At 56.4% G+C, this 18,427-nt stretch carries 16 protein-coding genes; 8 read left to right on the forward strand and 8 right to left on the reverse strand.

What is annotated here, in order from left to right:
• Position 1: 1 nt before the first annotated feature.
• From KHU29_RS07865 to yihA, 4 genes are all read right to left on the reverse strand, one after another.
• A complete protein-coding gene (locus KHU29_RS07865; RefSeq protein WP_211452256.1) occupies positions 2-1,186 on the reverse strand; it encodes a magnesium transporter CorA family protein in 1,185 nt (394 codons plus the stop codon).
• A complete protein-coding gene (locus KHU29_RS07870) occupies positions 1,164-2,420 on the reverse strand; it encodes a sterol desaturase family protein (RefSeq protein WP_343216038.1) in 1,257 nt (418 codons plus the stop codon). The genes KHU29_RS07865 and KHU29_RS07870 overlap by 23 nt, the downstream gene beginning before the upstream one ends.
• Positions 2,421-2,593: 173 nt before the next feature.
• Positions 2,594-3,607: a porphobilinogen synthase gene (gene hemB, locus KHU29_RS07875; RefSeq protein WP_211452258.1), complete on the reverse strand. Its 1,014-nt coding sequence runs from the start codon at positions 3,605-3,607 to the stop codon at positions 2,594-2,596.
• Between the two features lie 258 nt (positions 3,608-3,865).
• On the reverse strand, positions 3,866-4,594 hold the full coding sequence (gene yihA / locus KHU29_RS07880) for a ribosome biogenesis GTP-binding protein YihA/YsxC (protein WP_211452259.1): 729 nt from the start codon (positions 4,592-4,594) through the stop codon (positions 3,866-3,868).
• Between the two features lie 198 nt (positions 4,595-4,792).
• Between yihA and KHU29_RS07885 the strand changes: the two genes are divergently transcribed.
• The 6 genes from KHU29_RS07885 (at position 4,793) to KHU29_RS07910 (ending at position 11,452) form a co-directional block, all read left to right on the forward strand.
• A complete protein-coding gene (locus tag KHU29_RS07885) occupies positions 4,793-5,458 on the forward strand; it encodes a c-type cytochrome (protein ID WP_211452260.1) in 666 nt (221 codons plus the stop codon).
• 75 nt (positions 5,459-5,533) lie between these two features.
• The gene (locus tag KHU29_RS07890; RefSeq protein ID WP_211452261.1) at positions 5,534-7,696 is read left to right on the forward strand and encodes a cytochrome c biogenesis protein ResB; all 2,163 of its coding nucleotides are present in this window, start codon (positions 5,534-5,536) and stop codon (positions 7,694-7,696) included.
• Positions 7,697-7,880: 184 nt separating this feature from the next.
• Positions 7,881-9,026, forward strand: a complete 1,146-nt coding sequence (gene ccsB, locus KHU29_RS07895) for a c-type cytochrome biogenesis protein CcsB (protein ID WP_211452262.1) — start codon at positions 7,881-7,883, stop codon at positions 9,024-9,026.
• Between the two features lie 4 nt (positions 9,027-9,030).
• On the forward strand, positions 9,031-9,702 hold the full coding sequence (locus tag KHU29_RS07900; RefSeq protein WP_246541679.1) for an HAD family hydrolase: 672 nt from the start codon (positions 9,031-9,033) through the stop codon (positions 9,700-9,702).
• Between the two features lie 78 nt (positions 9,703-9,780).
• Positions 9,781-10,767 (forward strand): protein-methionine-sulfoxide reductase catalytic subunit MsrP, encoded by a 987-nt coding sequence (gene msrP / locus KHU29_RS07905; RefSeq protein ID WP_211452263.1) that lies wholly within the window; start codon positions 9,781-9,783, stop codon positions 10,765-10,767.
• A gap of 16 nt (positions 10,768-10,783) precedes the next feature.
• The gene (locus tag KHU29_RS07910) at positions 10,784-11,452 is read left to right on the forward strand and encodes a protein-methionine-sulfoxide reductase heme-binding subunit MsrQ (RefSeq protein ID WP_211452264.1); all 669 of its coding nucleotides are present in this window, start codon (positions 10,784-10,786) and stop codon (positions 11,450-11,452) included.
• On the opposite strand, the gene KHU29_RS07915 is transcribed toward KHU29_RS07910, so the two are convergent.
• Genes KHU29_RS07915 through lptM form a run of 3 tightly spaced genes read right to left on the reverse strand, consistent with a single transcriptional unit; the run spans position 11,419 to position 13,754 of the window.
• Entirely contained in the window at positions 11,419-12,186 is a 768-nt protein-coding gene (locus KHU29_RS07915; protein WP_211452265.1) for a transporter, read from the reverse strand. The genes KHU29_RS07910 and KHU29_RS07915 overlap by 34 nt on opposite strands.
• A 24-nt stretch (positions 12,187-12,210) precedes the next feature.
• Entirely contained in the window at positions 12,211-13,497 is a 1,287-nt protein-coding gene (gene lysA / locus KHU29_RS07920; protein ID WP_211452266.1) for a diaminopimelate decarboxylase, read from the reverse strand.
• An 8-nt stretch (positions 13,498-13,505) separates the two neighbouring features.
• A complete protein-coding gene (gene lptM, locus KHU29_RS07925; RefSeq protein WP_343216039.1) occupies positions 13,506-13,754 on the reverse strand; it encodes an LPS translocon maturation chaperone LptM in 249 nt (82 codons plus the stop codon).
• A 41-nt stretch (positions 13,755-13,795) separates the two neighbouring features.
• On the opposite strand from lptM, the gene cyaY reads away from it, so the two are divergent.
• Positions 13,796-14,122, forward strand: coding sequence for an iron donor protein CyaY (gene cyaY / locus KHU29_RS07930; RefSeq protein ID WP_211452267.1), 327 nt, complete (start codon positions 13,796-13,798; stop codon positions 14,120-14,122).
• A gap of 182 nt (positions 14,123-14,304) precedes the next feature.
• Positions 14,305-15,612 carry an MORN repeat-containing protein gene (locus KHU29_RS07935; protein WP_211452268.1) on the forward strand — a complete coding sequence of 436 codons (1,308 nt, stop codon included), beginning with the start codon at positions 14,305-14,307 and terminating at the stop codon, positions 15,610-15,612.
• Between the two features lie 153 nt (positions 15,613-15,765).
• Here KHU29_RS07935 and KHU29_RS07940 read toward each other — a convergent pair whose 3' ends face one another.
• Positions 15,766-18,138 (reverse strand): penicillin-binding protein 1A, encoded by a 2,373-nt coding sequence (locus KHU29_RS07940; RefSeq protein WP_246541682.1) that lies wholly within the window; start codon positions 18,136-18,138, stop codon positions 15,766-15,768.
• Positions 18,139-18,427: the final 289 nt, after the last annotated feature.

Consider the following 18,427-nt stretch of genomic DNA (forward strand, 5'->3'; position numbering starts at 1 on the left):
TTCAGCGTCGGTCCAGAGCCTGGCTTTCCAGATAACGCCGGCGCTGGAAAAACACCAGCATGCCGACTACGATCAGCACCATGCTACCCATCGTGAGCCAGAATCCGGCATTGTTTTTCAGCAGCGGCATCTCGATAAAATTCATGCCGAAAATCCCGGTGATCAGCGTCAACGGCATGAACAGCGCGGTAATGACGGTAAGTGTGCGCATGATCTCATTGGTGCGATGAGCGACTGCGGAAAAATGGATTTGCACCGCCGATTCAATCGATGATTCCAGCCGGCGCGCGTGATTCAATACCCGCGTAATGTGTTCCATCACGTCATTGATGCGCACCAGCAGCAGATCCTTGGCGCGGCTGATTTCGATACCGTCGTCGATGTCGACGAAATAATCGCGCAGCTCTTGCATGGCATCGTGCTGTTCTTCACACAGGTTTTCCAGCTTGCGCAATTCAATCCGCGCATCCAGCAGCGCCATCCAATCCTTGAACGGCTTGCGCGGATCCAGCAGCGCCCGCTGCCAGCGATCCAGTTGCGTCGTCAGCGGCTGGCGCAGATCCAGGTATTGATCGACCATGGCGTTGATCAGCCGCAGCAATAAATCTTCCGGCGATGTCGGAGGGCGGGTCGAGTGCGGCGTCTTTTCCGGTTTGTCGCACAGATCGAGCAGACGTGTGCGCGCCGCATCGATGGTGCGGCTATAGCGCTCATGCACCGTAACCAGCGCATGGTCCATGATCAGGAAAGTTACCGGTTGTGTCGCCAGTTTGCTCAATGCCGCGGGTATCCGGCGCTTGCCTGGTTCGCTTTCGGGCGTAGCTGCGGGCGGCGCAGTATTTTTGTCGCCGGTATTCTGCGCATTGTTTTCAGCAGCGCGGGAATGACCGTTGCCGTTACCGTTCCCACCGCCGGCGCCATTCAGCATCAACTTGCGAAACACCACCATGCCGTAATCCTGAGTCGAATCGAAATACGACGGGTGATTCGGATTGAGCGCATCCGTCATGTGCGGGTCGTAGATCTGGACGCCGGTGGCCAGAGCAATGGCATTGCGCCAGGCTTCCGGATCGGCGCCTACTTCTTGGTGGGTGGCGTCAATCCACAGGAAACCTTTGACCGGTACGGTGTCGGGTATTTCCTTGCTTTGGCTGACCTGGTTGTCACTGATGAGAAAGATGTCCATGCATTGTCGATAAACGTTTGAATATAAGCCAGAGGGCGATCATGGAAACCAGCGATAAGCCGATGACAGCGCCCTGCGCCAGCGGTGATAAGGATACCGCGCCGAACCAGACTTTGCCGATTACCACGCCGACGCTGGTTGCCGCCAGGCGTAATGCTTCCAGCGCGATGTAGCGGGGCCGCATCTCCATCAGGCCGCCGACAATCCAGAGTCCCGCCACCAGCCAGATCGCGTAAGCCAGCTCTTGAGGCCAAGGCATGGCGACTTGTGCAGCCAGGAAGTGGGTGGTTGCCAGCAACAGGATGGTGAATTGCAACAAGCAATAGACCTGGGCCGCGCGACTTAGTTGCGGATGATACAGCGGCCGGGCGATGTCGAACGGTGCGCTCGGCCATTTTGCAGCAACATCGGCAGGCCGCCAGCCTGGTGCGGTAAGCCAGACCCGCAACTTGTCTGCAAGGTTCTGCGCGCGCCAGGCATCCAGCCAGAGCCCTTTGTACACGTCGAAATTGGCCCAGATCGGGTTCCAGCTGCGCAACGGGCTGCGGGTGCCGTAGACTACCGGTTCCTGCTCGCGTTCTTCGATGAAGGTGCCGAACAGGCGATCCCACAGGATCAGGATGCCGCCGTAATTCTTATCCAGGTAGATGTCGTTGACGCCATGATGGACGCGATGATTCGACGGCGTGACGAGCACCCGGTCGAGCCAGCCCAACTTGCCTATCTGTTGCGTGTGGACCCAGAACTGATACAGCAGATCGATCAGCGCCAGCGCGGCAAATACTTCCACCGGATAACCGAGGATGGCCAGTGGCACGTAGAAAATCCAGCCCAGGAGATAGCCGCTGCTGGTCTGGCGCAGGGCGGTGGAGAGGTTGTAGTCTTCGCTTTGATGGTGCACCACATGGGCTGCCCACAAGACGTTGACTTCGTGGCCGTAGCGATGCAGCCAATAGTAGCAGAGATCGTAGAGCAGCAAGCCGGACAGCCATACCCAGATGCTGTCGGCAGGCAGCTTGAATAGCCCGATATGGCTCACTAGCCAGGCATATATGCCAACCCGCAGTACTTGCATGAAAACACCTGACACCTGGCTCAGCACGCCAAGGCTGATGCTATTGATGGCATCGTTGAGGCGATAGGTGTTGCGTTGACGCAGCAGGCCGACAATCAGCTCGATGAAGATCAGTAAAAAGAACACCGGCGTCGCCAGCGTAATTACCTTTTCTTGCACGTCAGTCTCCTTGTCGCCCGGAGGGCGATCGATCGTTATGTGCTTGCATGGTAACCAGTGCAAGCCGCATTTGGATTAGAGAGTCGTGTCTAGTAAACCAAGGGCCTGGCAAGAATCGCATTCTCACGCGTTCTTGCCATTCCTTAATATTTGTTGCCGTCGCCGGAGGTACTTCAACCCTTTTTCAGGTGACGGGCAATATCCAATGCGAAATAGGTCAGCACGCCGTCTGCTCCGGCACGCTTGAAAGCCATCATGGCTTCCATCATGGTCTTGTCATGATCGAGCCAGCCATTTTGAGCCGCCGCCTTGATCATCGCGTATTCGCCGCTGACCTGATAGGCAAAGGTCGGGACTTTGAATTCGTCCTTGACGCGGCGCACGATATCCAGATACGGCATGCCCGGTTTCACCATCACCATGTCGGCGCCTTCGGCCAGGTCCAGCGCGACTTCATGCAACGCCTCGTTGCTGTTGGCCGGATCCATCTGGTAGGTGTTTTTATTGCTCTTGCCCAGCGTTGCGGATGACCCGACAGCGTCGCGGAACGGGCCATAAAAAGCCGAGGCGTACTTGGCGGAATAAGCCATGATGCGCGTGTAGATATGGTGATGCGCTTCCAGCGCGTTACGGATCGCGCCGATGCGGCCATCCATCATGTCGGACGGCGCCACGATGTCCACCCCGGCTTCGGCCTGGGTCAGGGCTTGCCTGACGAGAATGGCGCAGGTTTCATCATTCAACACGTAACCGTCGGCGTTCAGCACGCCGTCCTGGCCGTGGCTGGTGTAGGGATCCAAGGCGACGTCGGTCAGGATGCCGAGTTCAGGAAAACGCTGTTTCAGCTCGCGTACCGCGCGCGGGATCAATCCTTGCGGGTTGGTGGCTTCGATGCCGTCAGGGGTCTTCAGCGATGGATTGATTACCGGAAATAAAGCAATGACCGGGATCCCCAGCGCTACGCACTCTTCTGCCACATTCAACAGCAAATCAATCGACAGGCGTTCAACTCCCGGCATTGAACTTATTTTTTCGCGCTGCTGCTTGCCGTCCAGCACAAATACCGGATAAATCAGATCGGCAGCGGTGACGGTATTTTCCCGCATCATTGCGCGCGAGAAGGCATCTTTGCGCATACGGCGCATGCGAATGGCTGGGAATTGGGCAGTTTTCTGAGAGAGTGGCATGTCGGTCTTTTGAGATATCAGGTGAGTGGAGAGCGATTTTTCCCGCATCGCTAATATTTTCGCCGAAAAGTAAAAAAATCGTGAACTTTTTCGGCCTAGTCCTTCTCCTAGCAATAGGTGCATCATTCGCCTCCCGCTTCCCTCCCTGAGCGGGGCCGTATCGCTTTTGGTGATAAGGCATTACGCCCTGGAGATATTCCCCTTTCTCCAGGGCTTTTTTATGCTTATTTTATGCGCACTTCGTGTTTAGTTAGTTGACTAAACTTGTTCCCCGTCGTCGCCTGATGCCGCTGCATCGCCTGCGTCAGTCTCGCCACCGGCCGCGCTTGTCAGGCCGGCAAGTTCCAAAATACGATCATTGGCTTCTTCCAGCCCACTGCGGTTCAGTGCTGAAAACAGCTGCGCGGTAAACGGCAGTTGCTGATTGTTTTCATCAACGTAACTCCCTAGGAAAGTGCGCGCCTGGCGCAGGGCATTGGTCGCGTCATTGCGGTTGAGCTTGTCGGATTTGCTCAAGATGCAATGAATCGGCTTACCGGTAGGCGCAAACCATTCCACCATCTGGACATCGAGTTCCGTGAACGGGCGGCGCGAGTCGACGATCAGCACCAGCGCAGCCAGCTGTTGGCGGCGGCGCACGTAATCGCCAAGCAATTGCTGCCAGTGCAGCTTGGCCGAGCCGGACACTTCAGCATAGCCATAACCGGGCAAGTCGACCAGCAAGGCACGGATTTCGTCGATCTTGGTTTCATCCTTGCGGTGCTGGGCGACGTGGGCGCCGCCTATGGAAAAGTAGTTGATATGCTGGGTACGGCCGGGTGTTTTAGACGCGAAAGCCAGCTTCTTCTGATTGCACAAAAGGTTGATGGCGGTCGATTTGCCGGCGTTGGAACGGCCGGCAAAAGCGATCTCGGGGACTTGCAAAGTTGGCAAGTCTCGAAGATGATTAACCGTAGTAAAGAAGCGGGCTTGCCAAAGTAGGGACATGTGTTGAGCAGAAAATGCGGTAAGGGGGGCAAAAATGCCGGAAAGCTATTGTACAATAAGGGGTTATGTACTGCTGTTCTGCTTAGCTTTGCCTTATACGCAATCGATAGCCTTTGGGAGCCAGGCGATCAATTGATGGTGCTCAGCCGGTCAGCTTCGTCGCCACCGAATTCTAAAATCAAGTCTCAGGGTGTTTGAATGAACCGTGCGTTTTTTCCAGTAGTGACATCTTTCTTCGTTGCAGTGCTAGCGCTTTCCTCCGTGGCTTATGCTTCGGACGCGCCAAATGCCGGGCCTGCCAAAGCGGATCCGGCCAAGGGCGAAGCACTGTATACCAACGGCGACGCAGCGCGCAACATTACCGCTTGTGTCTCTTGCCACGGCGCAGCCGGTGCTTCGACCATCAGCACCAACCCGAAACTGGGCGGCCAGCACGCGGCATATATCCACAAGCAGTTGACCAATTTCCAAGGTGCCGACCGGAACAATCCGATCATGTCGCCGCTGGCCAAGCTGTTGACCGACGATGAAATGAAAAATATCGCCGCTTACCTGGATGCGCAGCCGGCCAAATCGGGCGCCGCCAAGAGTAAGGATACGCTGGACCTGGGCAAAAAGATCTATCGCGGCGGGATTGCCGAAAAGAGCGTTCCGGCCTGTGCCGGTTGCCATAGCCCGAACGGCGCCGGTATCCCGGCCCAGTTTCCGCGCATCGGTGGCCAGCATCAGGACTACACCGTGGCTGAGTTGACCAATTTCCGCGACGGCGTCCGCAAGAACGGACCGATGATGACGACGATCGCCAAGCGCATGTCTGATGATGAAATCAAAGCGGTAGCTGACTACATCGCCGGCCTGAAGTAAAAATAATAATAATAAAACATGCATTCAGGGGTGGCCTAGGCCACCCCTTTTTCTTTTCAAAAAGATGAATTGGCTATGAGCAAAAGTAACAACGAAATCAAGGACGGCGAGATTACGACGGCCGGCATACAGCTGAAAACCAACCGGCGCTGGCTGGCGGACGCCGTTGAATTATTGTCATCGATGCGATTCGCCATCAGCTTGCTGACGATTATCGCCATCGCCTCCGTGATCGGCACGGTGCTCAAGCAAAACGAACCGATGCCGAACTACGTCAATCAGTTCGGCCCGTTCTGGTTTGAAGTCTTCGGCAAGCTGGGTTTGTACGCAGTATATTCATCCTGGTGGTTTTTGCTCATCATGACATTCCTGGTGATTTCCACCTCGTTGTGCATCGCCCGCAATGCACCCAAGATGTTGAAGGACATGCGCAGCTGGCGCGAAAATGTGCGCGAGCAATCGCTGCGTAATTTCCATCATAAAGCCGAGTGGACTTCTGCTACGGCGCCTGCCGTGCTGACGCAGCAACTGGTCGCACGGATTGCCGCCAGGGGCTACAAGACCAAGCTGGTAGCGAAAGACAATGCCACCCTGATTACGGCCAAGCAAGGCGCCGCCAATAAATGGGGCTATATCTTCGCCCATAGCGCGATCGTGATCATCTGTGTCGGCGGCTTGCTGGATTCCGACATGCCGATACGTGCGCAGCAATGGTTCTATGGCAAAACTCCATTTAACGGCAACGGCATCATCGCTGAAATCCCGGAAGAACATCGTTTGGGACTGGGCAATCCTACATTCCGTGGCAATACCCTGATTCCAGAAGGCTCCGCCAGCAGCACCGCCATCATCCCGCAAAAAGACGGTGTGATGATTCAGGACTTGCCGTTCACGATTCAACTGAAGAAATTCATCATCGATTTTTATAGCACCGGCATGCCGAAGCTGTTCGCCAGTGAAGTCGTGATCAGGGATAACGCCGACGGTCATACTTTCCCGGCAACCATCAAGGTTAACCAACCGCTGATTTACAAGGGTATAGCGGTCTATCAATCGAGTTTCGAAGACGGTGGCAGCAAACTCAAGCTGACGGCCTATCCGATGGCCGGCAGCAGCGAAACCAGCTTTCCGGTGACCGGCGAAGTCAATGGCACCACGCCTTTAGCCAACCCGGCGTTAGCCAATAACGGTAATACCGACTATACGATTGAATGGTCTGGTTTCCGCCCGTTTAACGTGGAAAATATGGCTCAGTCAGGTGACGATCTGCGTGCCGTGACCAAGGTCAAGAGTCTCAATCAGCGCCTGAGCGACGATTTGAGCAATCATCTTGGCAATGCAGCAAAAAGTGCCAACAAGAAAGATCTGAGGAACGTCGGGCCAAGCGTGCAATATAAATTGCGCGACAAGACTGGCCAGGCCCGCGAGTTCAGCAACTACATGCAATCGATCAAGGTTGACGATGCCTACGTGTTCCTGGCCGGCGTGCGCGATACGCCGGACGAGCCGTTCCGTTATTTGCGGATTCCCGCCGATGACAATGATTCGGTGCAAGAATGGATGCGCATGCGGGCGGCCCTGTTGAATCCGGAATTGCGCGCAGCGGCGGCACACCGCTATGCGCAGCGTGCGATTCCCGAAAGCCGCGAAGGCATCGCCGTCTTGCGCGTCCAGTTGGAGCAATCGGCCTTGCGTGGCTTGTCCTTGTTTGCGGGCGACGGTAAAGAAGCTGGATACATGGCGATTTCCAAATTCCTGGAGCAAGTACCGCCGCAGGAGCAGGAAAAGGCGGCAGACATTTTCATGAAGATCCTGAACGGCAGCATGTGGGATCTGTGGCAGGTTGCGCGTGAGAAAGACGGGTTGAAGGAACTGCCGGCCGATGACAAGCATGCCCGCTTCTTGCAATTGAGTACCAATGCACTGTCGGATGCAAGCTTCTATAATGCCCCTGTGTATCTGCAGATGACTGGTTTTGACGAGATCAAGGCATCGGTATTCCAGGTCACCCGTTCGCCGGGCAAGAAGGTGGTGTATCTGGGCTGCCTGTTATTGGTGCTGGGCGTGTTCTCGATGCTGTATGTGCGTGAGCGCAGGTTGTGGGTGTGGGTGCGTCCGGACAAGAATGCAGAAGGGCAGTCGCATGCATTGATGGCGATGAGTTCGCAGCGCAAGACGCTGGACTTTGAAAAAGAATTTGAAGTGTTGAAAACACAATTGAAGCAATCGGAAGCTTAAGGTGAATTCAAATCCACCGTCATCCCCGCGAACGCGGGGATCCAGGTTCCACCATAAGATGGATTCCCGCGTTCGCGGGAATGACGGGGTCGCCAAGACGGGGTCGCCAAGACGGGGTCGTCAAGACGGGGTCGTCAAGACGCCGGGGTTGTCTGAGTTTGCTTGAAATGCAATGGAGAAAATGATGGAACTGACGCAAACGTATTCCCCCCCTGGCAGCTTTATCAAGCGACTGTCTGCGATCGACTGGTTGTTTGCCATCGCGCTGGTGGCCGCTTCGCTGTTCGCCCTGTACCGCTATGGCAGCCACATGGATTATTACGAAAAAGGTGTGCTGCTGCTGGCTGCGCCGACTTTCTCCTGGCTCGGCTGGCACTGGAAATCGGTGCGCTGGCTGATGGCTTTGCTGGCGGTATTGTCGCTGTCGGCGATCGCCATGTATGGCGGCGCGCTCGACATGTCGAACCAGAAATTTTTCCTGAAATACCTGCTTTCCAGTCAGTCCGCGATTCTGTGGATGAGCACGCTGTTTTTCCTGTCGACCTTGTTCTTCTGGGGCGGCTTGGTCACGCGCTCTGATTTTGGCGCATCGATCGGTTCCAAGCTGTGCTGGGCTGCGGTGGTGATGGGCTTCACCGGCATGCTGGTGCGCTGGTACGAGTCGTACCTGATCGGCGCCGACATCGGTCATATCCCTATTTCCAACCTGTACGAAGTATTTGTTCTGTTCAGCCTGATTACCGCCCTGTTTTACCTGTATTACGAACATCACTACCGTACCCGCCAGCTCGGCGCTTTCGTGTTGCTGGTGATTTCGGCTGCGGTAGGATTCCTGCTGTGGTACATGGTGTCGCGCGATGCGGCGGAAATCCAGCCGCTGGTGCCGGCGCTGCAAAGCTGGTGGATGAAGATCCATGTGCCGGCCAACTTCATCGGCTATGGCACGTTTGCGCTGTCGGCGATGGTGGCGGTGGCGTATCTGCTGAAATCGCATGGCTACCTGGTTGATCGCCTGCCGACGCTGGAAGTGCTGGACGACGTGATGTACAAGGCGATCGCCGTCGGCTTCACCTTCTTCACCATCGCCACGATTCTCGGCGCGCTGTGGGCAGCAGAAGCCTGGGGCGGCTACTGGTCGTGGGATCCGAAAGAAACCTGGGCCCTGATCGTCTGGCTCAACTACGCAGCGTGGCTGCATATGCGCCTGATGAAGGGATTGCGCGGACGGGTCGGGGCATGGTGGGCGCTGATCGGCTTGCTGGTGACGACGTTTGCCTTCCTTGGCGTCAACATGTTCCTGTCCGGCCTGCATTCTTACGGAGAATTGTGATCCGATGGTAAAGGCACAAGCGGACGCAGACATGGTGCCAGTGGATTTGGTGATTTTCGATTGTGACGGTACGTTGGTTGACAGTGAAACTGTCGCGACCGATGTGATGGTCGCTTATCTGGCGGAGCTGGGCATGCCATTGTCGGCCGACGAAGCATTATCGCGCTTCAAGGGCGGCAAGATGGCGGATTGCGTGACTGAACTGGAACGGATGTTCGGCCGCGCTCTGCCGGTCGATTTCACCAAAGTCCTGCGCGACCGTATCGCCCCCGTTTTGCACCAGCGCCTACAGCCGATTGAAGGCGCGCTGGAGCTGGTGAAATCCCTCAAGGTACCGTTTTGCATGGCGTCCAACGGGCCGTTGCACCAGATAAAAGTATCGCTTAGCGTCACCGGCTTGTGGCCTTATTTCGAAGGTCGTATCTTTAGCGCCTATGAAGTATCTTCCTGGAAGCCGGCGCCGGACCTGTTCCTGCATGCCGCCAAAACCATGGGTGTAGAACCTTCCCGTTGCGCTGTAGTCGAAGATAGCCTGCCGGGAGTACAGGCTGGTGTTGCTGCCGGCATGCAGGTATTTGCGCTGCAGCCTGACCAGGTTAAAGCGCAGTTCCCCGCGCAGGCAAAAATCATTTCCCGATTGGCGGAGCTGCACGACCATATCAATATCGCCGGATAAGCGATTTTTCTGCGCTCCTCCTTGTAAGGAATTGTCAGTCTGAGTGACTAAGTTCTATCTACCTCACAGGAGAGCCGCATGCCGCTGTATCGTCGCCCCAACGGAATCGATCTACCGTTCGCTTCCGAAATCACCCCGCAAGCAGTATTTGAATCCCGCCGCAGCTTTATCAAGCAAATTGCCGTAGGCGCAGTCGGCGCCGGCTCACTGCTGGAGCTGACGACTGGCGATGCCTTCGCCCAGGCGGGCACCGGCAGTGGGCAAAAACTGGCCGCAAAGGCCAACCCGGCTTATGTCGTGATGGACAAGGCGACGCCCTATAAAGACGCCACTACCTACAATAATTTCTATGAGTTCGGCACCGAAAAATCCGACCCTGCCGAAAATGCCGGCAACCTCAAAACGCGGCCTTGGACGATAGCGATTGAAGGTGAAGTCAAGAAGCCAATGACGCTGGATATCGACAGCCTGTTGAAACTGGCGCCGCTGGAAGAACGGATCTACCGCCTGCGCTGTGTTGAAGGGTGGTCGATGGTGATTCCCTGGATCGGTTACTCCTTGTCCGAGCTGATCAAGAAAGTGGAACCGACCGGCAACGCCAGGTACGTTGAATTCACAACCCTCGCCGATAACCGCCAGATGCCGGGTTTGCGCAGCCCGGTGCTGGAATGGCCGTATGTCGAGGGCTTACGCATGGATGAGGCAATGCACCCGCTGGCTTTGCTGGCAGTGGGCATGTATGGCCAGGTATTGCCGAACCAAAGCGGGGCGCCGGTGCGCATGGTGCTACCCTGGAAATACGGCTTCAAATCCGCCAAGTCGATTGTCAAGATTCGCTTCGTCAAGGATCAGCCGCGGACGGCATGGAATATTGCCGCGGCGCGCGAATACGGGTTTTATTCGAATGTGAATCCCGGCGTCGATCATCCGCGCTGGTCGCAAGCGACCGAACGCCGCATCGGTGAAGACGGTTTCTTCACCAAGAAGCGCAAGACCTTGATGTTCAACGGCTATAACGAGGTTGCCTCGCTGTATGCCGGCATGGACTTGAAGAAGTACTTCTAGACCTGGAATGCGCCGCATGTTCAATCCGACACCAAGACAATTCAAGTGCCTTAAAGTAGCCCTGTTTGCGTTGGCCTTGCTGCCGGCTGCAAGGCTGCTGCTGTTTGGCTTTACCGATCGGCTGGGCGCCAATCCGATCGAATTCATCACGCGCAGCAGCGGCGACTGGACCCTTTATTTCCTCTGCATCACCTTGGCCGTAACGCCGTTGCGTCGTTTCACCAACTGGAACTGGCTCATCAAGTTACGGCGCATGCTGGGTTTGTTCGTCTTTTTTTATGCCAGCCTGCATTTCACGACATTTCTCTGGTTCGATCATTTCTTCGATGTTGCGGAGATGCTCAAAGACGTGGTCAAACGTCCTTTCATCACAGTTGGTTTCATCGCTTTCGTCTTGCTGATACCGCTGGCGCTCACCAGCACCAACGGCATGATCCGCCGCCTCGGCGGCAAGCGCTGGCAATGGCTGCATCGCAGCCTGTATGCAATTGCCATGCTGGGTATCTTGCATTTCTGGTGGATGCGCGCCGGCAAGCATAATTTCGAAAAACCGATTCTGTTTGGGACTATCGTCGGCGCGCTGCTGCTGGTGCGAGTGTGGTATGCCTGGCGCAATCGCGGCGGCGGCGCTGCAAGATCGCCTGCCGCCGTTCAGAAGCGCCAGGTCACCCCGACGCCGACCTGACGATGGGTCTGGGCCGCGCAAGGACCGCAGCCGATGCCGAATTTCAGTCCCAGATCGAGGTCGAGATTCGGCGTTGGCGAATAGACTATCCCGGTCAGTACATAGCCCGGATTGCTACTCGAATGCGGGTCGCCGCCGGTATCGCTGGCGCGTTCGGTATTGCTCAGGATGCCGCCGTCCAGAGCCACGCTCCATTTGGGATTAAGCGCATACAGCACATACGCCGATAAACGCCACTGCATGGTGCGGTTGGCTTGCTGATCGGTAGCCAGGCGATACCGGTTGTAATACGCGGCCAGGTTGCCGCTGAAGGCCCAGTCGCCGTTTTGATAGCTGCTGATCAGCGTCAGCGACATGCTAGTGGCGCCTCGTCCCAGGCCACGGTTGGGATCGCCGCTCGGGAATGTTATCTCAGGCTTCACGCCAAGGCTAAAGTCATCGTGTTCCAGCAGCCGCCATTTCACGCCCAGTGCAATGTCATTGATGCCCGAGGGCTGTGACAGGGTTGCGGGTGGATTGACGTAGATATCGAGATTTTTCAGTAAACCATAGCTGTAGGTAAAGTTGGCCACATGCGTATGCACCTCGTTCTGGCGCAACCAGTCGGTGTTCAGCTCCAGCTGATGATTGCCGCTATCCTGGGTGTTGGTGTCGTCGGTCACCAACGGATGGTTGGCATGTGCGGCTTGCATCAGAAAACAGGAAGATATGGCAGTGAGCACGAGCTGTCGCATGGTCTTCCTGTTTCTTTGATTTGATTAAGGCGATATGAGTGATTCCAGGGCAAACAGATCGGCTGGATTCTCGCGTTGACGGATCAGGTGCACTTGCGCGCCGTCCACCATCACTTCAGCGGCGCGGCCGCGTGTGTTGTAGTTGGAAGCCATCGTCATGCCGTAAGCGCCGGCTGACATCAGCGCCAGCAAATCGCCTGCTTCGATCGACAGCGAACGGGAGCGCGCCAGCCAGTCGCCCGACTCGCACACCGGGCCGACCACGTCATAGGTCTGCGCCGCAGTGTCTCGTTGAATGACGGTCTGGACGCCGTGCCACGCTTGGTACATTGCCGGCCGCATCAAGTCGTTCATGGCGGCATCGACCACCGCAAAATTCTTCGCTTCCGAATGTTTCAGGTACTGAATCTCGGTAAGAAGGATGCCGGCGTTACCGACAATCGAACGGCCCGGTTCAAACATCACCTTGATCGGCGCACCCTGGTATTTTTGCTGGCGCCAGGCGTCGATCCGGGCAAACAGGCGGCCCAGGTAATCGCCGATGGCGACCGGCTGTTCGTCGTCATAGGTAATGCCGATGCCTCCGCCAATATCCAGGTGGTGCAAGTGGATGCCTTCGCTCGCCAGCTGGTCGATCAGTTCAATCAACTTGTCCAATGCTTCCAGCATGGGTGCGTCGTCCAGCAACTGCGAACCGATATGGCAATCGATCCCGGCCACATCGATATGCGGCAGCGCGGCAGCGGTCCGGTAGCACGACAGGGCGTCCTCATACGCCACCCCGAATTTGTTTTCCTTGAGGCCGGTCGAGATGTAAGGATGGGTTTTGGCATCGACGTTAGGATTGACGCGCAGCGAAATGGCAGCGCGCTTACCCATGGCGCCGGCAACTTCGTTCAGGCGATGCAGTTCCGGGATCGATTCAACGTTGAAGCAAAGAATGTCATGCGACAAGGCCAGGCGCATTTCTTCACGCGATTTGCCGACGCCGGAAAAAATTACTTTGGAGGGATCGCCGCCGGCGGCGATTACACGTAATAATTCGCCACCTGAGACAATATCGAAACCGGAGCCAAGCTGATTCAGCAATTGCAGCACAGCCAGATTGGAATTGGATTTGACCGAATAACAGATCAGCGCGCCATCCGGCTCACGGCTGTGTTGTTTGCAAGCATCGGCGTAAGCTGAAAAATTGGCGACCAGTGCGGCTTTGGAATAGACGTAAGTGGGGCTGCCAAATTGCTGCGAAATTGCGCTGAGCGCGACGTTTTCAGCGTGCAGGACGCCATTCTTGTATGAAAAATACGACATAGGGCAGCTTATTTGGGGGCAGATGTTGTTGGAGTGACTATGGTTTTCGGTTGCGCCGCGGAGGTTGGATCGGCGGATTCGCCAGATGTCTCAGGGGTAACATTTGGCTTAGCTGGCGCCGGTGCAGTTCTGACCACAGGCGGCGGTAGCTTGGCCGGCATGAACAACGGGCCTTTTTGGCCGCATGCTGCCAGGCTGAGCGTAACCGGGATCACGGCGATCATGGTGATGCGCGACAAATCAAAAATGGGTTTCACGGATTAGAATCACAGTTTAACGAAACGGATTGGAGTGTAGCATGACAGAATCAGAATTCCTGGCTGCGGCAGAGGCTGCCTTGGGCAAGATCGAGACGGCGCTGGAGCATGCCGCCGATAATACCGATCTGGATGTCGAGTGCAGCCGTAGCGGCAACGTGCTGGAGATCGAGTTCGTCGACAATGGCAGCAAGATTATCGTCAATAGCCAGGCGCCAATGCAGGAATTATGGATTGCCGCAAAATCCGGCGGCTTCCACTTCAAGCAAAAAGGCGATATCTGGGTCAATACACGCGACGGTTCAGAATTCTTTACGGCCTTGTCGGCGATGATCAGTGCCCAGGGCGGCGTAGCGATAGCGCTGTAAATTTTTCTTGCCGGTATAGTCAGGCAAAGGATTTCTCGCGGTGCATTTGTCGTAAGATATGAACAACGCAATGTTGTTTTGATACATTCGTTCGCCAGCTGTACCACGGGCTTGATTTGAAGGTTCGCAAGAACTGCATCAAGAAGAGTTGTTCAACGCTTCTCAACTATCGATAGCGACCAATGGACACGATAATAGTCAGGGATTCGGAAGAACCAGGTGTTTGGGGATCTGCCTGCGGCGACGGCAAGCCAGGCGGCTATCGACAGTGGCGCCGGGCGAGCGCCATCTTTTTGACAAGCGCATTCCTGGCGACAATCGAACTGGCAGGGGCGGCCAACGCTCCCGCCTTGGCCGCTGCGGCCAACCAGAACAATCCAATCGGCAATCCGGTCAGCAACGGCGCGGCCGAAGCGCCCAGACACTGGGCCGCGGATACCACCAACGGCTGCAAAGTCTGGAGCGCTGGAGAGATCGCGAGTGACGTCACAGCGCGTTGGAGCGGGCGCTGCGAAAATAATTTTGCACAAGGTCCGGGAACCGTACGCTGGCTGAGTAACAACAAGCAGGTGGCGGAACTGACCGGCACCATGGAGCAAGGGAAAATACGCGGTCACACTACCGGCGTCGAAGAACCGGGCAATCGTATTGATGGCATGTTTATCGATTCCTTGCCGGAGGGCGAGGGCAAGGCCAGTTTTGTTGACGGCTCGGTTTATAACGGCATGTGGCATCGCGGCCGCCAACTGGGCTACGGGATCATGACGTTTCCGCCGGCGCATCCGCAATATCAGGAGATGCTGAACGAAGGCAGGGGCAGAAGAACCGAGAATGGCACTTATGAATTGCGCGGCTGGTGGGAGGGGAAAACCTTCGTCACTCCCTGCGACAGCGAAGATGAGTGTGAAAAAAAATTGGTGGCCCAGATCAAGCGCGAGCAAGAAGCAGCCGCTGCCAAGGCAGGCACTCCTGTGGCACCCGTACCAGCCGCGACGGTTACTCCCGCTGCCGGGCCTGTCGCAACGACACCTGCAACAACTCCTGCAACAACTCCTGCTGCGGCGCCTGGAGCTACGACGCCGGCAATTCCTGCAACCGAGCCAGTAGTTACGGCACCAGCAATTCCTGTTGTCGAGCCCGTCACTGCGACGCCGGCAATTCCTGCAGCTGAGCCTGCAGTTACGACACCAGTAACTCCTGCTGTCGAGCCCGTCACGACGACGCCAACGATTCCTGCTGCTGAGCCCGTAGCTACGACGCCAGCAATTCCTGTTGTCGAACCCGTAGCGAACACACCAAAAACCGAATTGCCTGCAATGGAACCTGCGCCAGCGGCAACCGCGCCGATGCCGGAATTACCTGCCGTGGCGCCGTCGACTTCAGCGCCCGCTACTCCCGTTGCAGAGCCTGTCGGCGAGCCTGCCAGCGAACCTGCGGCAGTGCCTGACGACAAGCCTGCTGTTGTGCCAGAGGCGGCGCCGGTTACCTAGGATTCCGGGCATGAAGCACCACTTGATTTAAAACGGATCCAGCTGATCAAGGCTGCACCACATATTTTTGAAACGACCGAACCCGGCGCTTGCTGGACCTGTATTCGAATTGAAACGCAGGGTGGGCAATCAAGCTTGCCCCCTGCATATCGATCAGAACAATTCGTTCTTGACTTCGTCCCTGGCTTTCTCTTCTTCCGTTGGCGCGGTGCTGCCGCCGCCAAGGCTTTGGGTAGCGATGCCCGGCGGGTATTCAGCGTAGTAGTATTCGCCGCCGGAATGCACCAAGCCTTCCGGCACCACGCGGTCTTCCATCGGCACGCCCTTCAACGCCTGTTGCATGAAGCTGATCCAGATCGGCAGCGCCAGGCCGCCGCCGGTCTCCTTGTCGCCCAGGCTGCGCGGCTGATCGTAACCCATCCAGCCGACTGCCACCAGCGATGGCTGATAACCGGCAAACCAGGCATCCAGCGAGTCGTTGGTGGTGCCGGTCTTGCCGGCCAGGTCGGTACGGTTGAGCGACAGCGCCTTGACTGCGGTGCCGTAGCGCACGACGTCACGCATCATGCTATCCATCATGAAGGCGTTGCGCGGATCGATGATGCGGTTGGCTTCGTCGCCAGCGATCTCCGGATGGACTTGCGACAACACATTGCCATCGGCATCGGTAATCTTGCTGATGATGTAGGGACTGACTTTATAACCACCGTTGGCGAAGACGGCATAACCGTCCACCATTTGCAGCGGCGTCACTGCGCCGGCGCCCAGGGCCAGTGTCAGGTATGGCGGATTTTTGTCAGCATCAAAACCAAAACGCGTCACATATTCCTGCCCGTATTTGGCACCGATCCTATCCAGGATGCGCACCGAGACCACGTTTTTCGACTTGGTCAGTGCACGGCGCATGCTCATCGGACCTTCGTACTTGTTGCCGTAGTTCTTCGGTTGCCAGATCTGGCCGCCGGTCTGGCCGCCGCCGTAGGTGAGCGGCGCATCATTGATGATGGTGGCCGGCGACAAGCCCTTTTCCAGCGAGGCGGAATAAATGAATGGCTTGAATGACGAACCCGGCTGGCGCCAGGCTTGCGTGACGTGATTGAATTTATTGCGGTTGAAGTCGAACCCGCCTATCAAGGCGCGGATGGCGCCATCCTTGGTGTCGGCGGCGACAAAGGCCGATTCCACTGCCGGCATCTGGGTGATACTCCAGTTTTTTCCTTCCAGCATGACGCGGATGATGGCGCCGCGTTTGACTTTACGTTGCGGCGGCGCTTTGTCGCTCAGCAAATTTGTGGCGATGCTCAGGCCGGCGCCGCTGATACTGATTTCCTGACCCGAGGACAGTAGTGCACGGACCAGTTTCGGGGTTGCCTCCAGTACCACCGCCGCCACGATTTCATCGCTGTCAGGATGGTCTGCCAGTTCTACTTCGATCGCGTCTTCGGCTTCTTCCTTGGTGCCGTCCGGGATATCCATATAACCCTCCGGGCCCCGATAGCCACGTCGCTTCTCATAATCCATGACGCCGCGGCGCAGCGCTATATAAGCGGCGTCCTGGTCGGCCTTGGTGATGGTGGTGAAGACGTTGAGGCCACGCGTATAGGTATTTTCCTTGAACTGCTCGTACACCAGCTGGCGTGCCATTTCGGCGACGAATTCGGCGTGCACGCCAAACTCGCTGGCGCCGCTCTTGATGTGCAAGGTTTCGTTCTTGGCCTGTTCGTATTGCGCTGGAGTGATGTAGCCCAGCTGCAGCATGCGCAGCAAGATATATTGCTGCCGCACTGTAGCCCGTTTCGGATTGACGACCGGATTGTTGGCTGATGGCGCTTTCGGCAACCCGGCGAGCATCGCGGCTTCGGCGGTGGTGATGTCTTGCAGCTTCTTGCCGAAATAGATCTGCGCCGCCGAAGCAAAGCCGTAAGCACGCTGGCCCAGATAAATCTGGTTCATGTAGACCTCAAGAATCTGGTCCTTGGTCAGGTTGCGCTCGATTTTCCATGCCAGCGGAATTTCATATAGAAATTTGCGCGACGCTTTCTGGAAGAAGGTCGGCTCGTTGCTGGTCAGGAAAAAATTGCGGGCGACTTGCTGGGTGATGGTACTGGCACCGCCGCCACCGCCGGTCAGGTTGGAAAAACTGGCGCGCAAGATGCCCTGATAGTCGACTCCGCCATGTTGGTAAAAACGATCGTCTTCGATCGCCAGCACAGCCTTCTTCATCACATCGGGAATCTCGTTGATGCGCACCAGGCTGCGCCGCTCTTCGCCGAATTCGCCGATCAGGACGCCGTCGGCCGAGAAAATGCGCAACGGAATCTTGGGTTTGTAGTCGGTCAGCGAATCCAGTTCCGGCAAATTCGGGTAAGCCATCGCCAGCATCAGGAAAAAAGTCAGGCAGCCGATAACCACCAAACCGACAATAATCCCGAAAAAACCAAGTACCAACCGTAGCAACAGCGGCAGGCGACGGCGCGAAGGGGGAGTGGTTTGCCGGGTGTCGCTGGCTGTGTCTGGTGGCGTCATGCGATGTGTTTTATGAAAGATGGATGCCACGCATTATAGCGGCACAGCGTCTGGCGCTCGTTAGGTAATACGCTGAACTGTTGCCGAATTGTTCTCGATTTACCTCCGGATTGTCCTCGAATTTCCCCGAACTATCCTTTAACTGTCTTTCAATGCGCCCTTGGCTCAAAACTTGCTCTGCATCATGCGTTCTTGATGAACAGCAAGCTGCGTTGCGAAATTCAGACAGAAATTGTCGGTGAAAAACAAATTAGGTTAAGTGGAGTCGCTGCGGCGTCTATTTTAGTAC

This window comes from Collimonas antrihumi (assembly GCF_018304965.1).
Taxonomy (GTDB): domain Bacteria; phylum Pseudomonadota; class Gammaproteobacteria; order Burkholderiales; family Burkholderiaceae_D; genus Collimonas; species Collimonas antrihumi.